Annotated in this window: 3 protein-coding genes; 2 read left to right on the forward strand and 1 reads right to left on the reverse strand. The window is 65.2% G+C overall.

Annotated elements, in window-relative coordinates:
- Positions 1-726: sugar phosphate isomerase/epimerase family protein (locus VIG90_RS11790; RefSeq protein ID WP_331593716.1), on the forward strand; the 726-nt coding region annotated here is incomplete at its 5' end.
- A gap of 153 nt (positions 727-879) precedes the next feature.
- Entirely contained in the window at positions 880-1296 is a 417-nt protein-coding gene (locus tag VIG90_RS11795) for a nuclear transport factor 2 family protein (protein ID WP_331593717.1), read from the forward strand.
- A 41-nt stretch (positions 1297-1337) separates the two neighbouring features.
- Here the strand turns inward: VIG90_RS11795 and VIG90_RS11800 are convergent, their stop codons facing one another.
- Positions 1338-1469 carry a putative transporter small subunit gene (locus VIG90_RS11800; protein ID WP_331593718.1) on the reverse strand — a complete coding sequence of 44 codons (132 nt, stop codon included), beginning with the start codon at positions 1467-1469 and terminating at the stop codon, positions 1338-1340.
- Between the last annotated feature and the right edge of the window lie 37 nt (positions 1470-1506).

The following is a 1506-nucleotide window of genomic DNA, read 5'->3' on the forward strand; positions in this document are numbered from 1 at the left end:
TCGGGCGTCAGCGACAATTATCTGCTGTTGCGGGAGCCCGATCTACAGGCCCGCATCGGGCAGCTGGCAGCGGCGCATGGCCTTGAGATGGCCTCGTTCGTCCATGATCCGCTGAACTGGAACCAGCCCACCTGGAACACCTCCCGCGCCACCGCCCGCGCCGCGCTTGAAGACGCTCTCGCCGCCAGCCTTGCCGCAGCCCGGCGTTCCGGCAGCCGCACCCTCTCCGTCGTCACCGGCCGCACGGATGCACCGCTTGCCGGGCAAATCCGCACCATGGCGGACCATCTGCGCTTCGCCGCGGACCGCGTCGCGGCCAGCAACGTCGTGCTGTGCGTCGAGACCACCCATCCCGCCTTCGCGCCCGGCCTGCTCATCGAGCGGCTGGAGGATGCGCTGGCGGTGGTGGATGCCGCCGATCACCCGCACGTGCGCCTGAATTTCGATATCGGCCACTTGGCTCTGCTGGGCGAGGATGTACTGGCCGCCATTGCCCGCAGCCGGGGCAAGATCGGCATGGTACAGGCGGCGGACGTGCCCGCCCCGCCCGCCGTCGGCCGTATCGAGCCGGGTGCCGGCGTGCTCGACTGGCCGGCCATTTTCGCAGGGCTCGAGGCTGCGGGCTACACCGGCCTCATCGAGCTGGAACTGGAGCCGGCCGGATCGGGTCCTGCGGGCGAGACCGCGCTGCTGGAACGGGCAGGCCGCTTTCTCCGCCGCGCCTGAGGCGCTACGCTAGAGCAGCTTTCGAGCAGGGTGGCACACCCTGCGCTTAAGAAAGTGCGACCAACAAAGAACCTGGAGCCGCGATCTGATGCAATCAGATCGGAAAAGGCTCTAAGCACAAGATCAAGGGCAGGATCAAGGGGAGGCACCGTCATGAGCATCGAGGAAAACAAGCGCATCGTGCGCGACTTCATGGACGCCACCAGCGCCGGAGACGTGGAGCGCATCGTTGCCGCCTACGCGGATGACGGCATTCTCCAGACCATGGGCCGCACGCTCATCTCCGGTACCTACACGCGCGAGCAGGTGGCCGCTGCCGCCGGGCATATTTTCGAGATTTTTCCCGAAGGCATCACCTTCACCATCCACGGCATGACCGCCGAGGGCGATCGCGTGGCGGTGGAGGCGGAGTCCCTTGGCCGCCACGTCTCGGGCAAGATGTACAACAACAAGTATCACTTCCTCGCCCAGCTGCGAGACGGCAAGATCACCCGCTGGACTGAATACTGCGATACCGAACTCATCACCGATATCCTATGCGGCGGCCAGCGTCCCGAGGGAACGGCCTGACCGCCGCCCTGCTTGGGGGCAGATTAAAGAACTCAGAGCGGCTAGATCATGGGCACGCCGTCTTCCCGCGCCTGCCGCCATTCGCGAAAGAAAGCACGGGCGATGAAAAACAGCACTCCGGCCACAACGGCGGGCCACACCAGAACATAAGCCGCCATCAGAAACGTCTGCATTTTTCACCTCCTGTTTACTGAGCCGGTGCGGGCTTTG

It is taken from the genome of Pedomonas sp., assembly GCF_036515995.1.
Lineage (GTDB): Bacteria > Pseudomonadota > Alphaproteobacteria > Sphingomonadales > Sphingomonadaceae > Pedomonas.

Excerpts from the sequence above, each read along its gene's own strand:
- VIG90_RS11795 (WP_331593717.1), top strand. The coding sequence starts at position 880 with ATGAGCATCGAGGAAAACAAGCGCATCGTGCGCGACTTCATGGACGCC.
- VIG90_RS11800 (WP_331593718.1), bottom strand. The coding sequence starts at position 1,469 with ATGCAGACGTTTCTGATGGCGGCTTATGTTCTGGTGTGGCCCGCCGTT.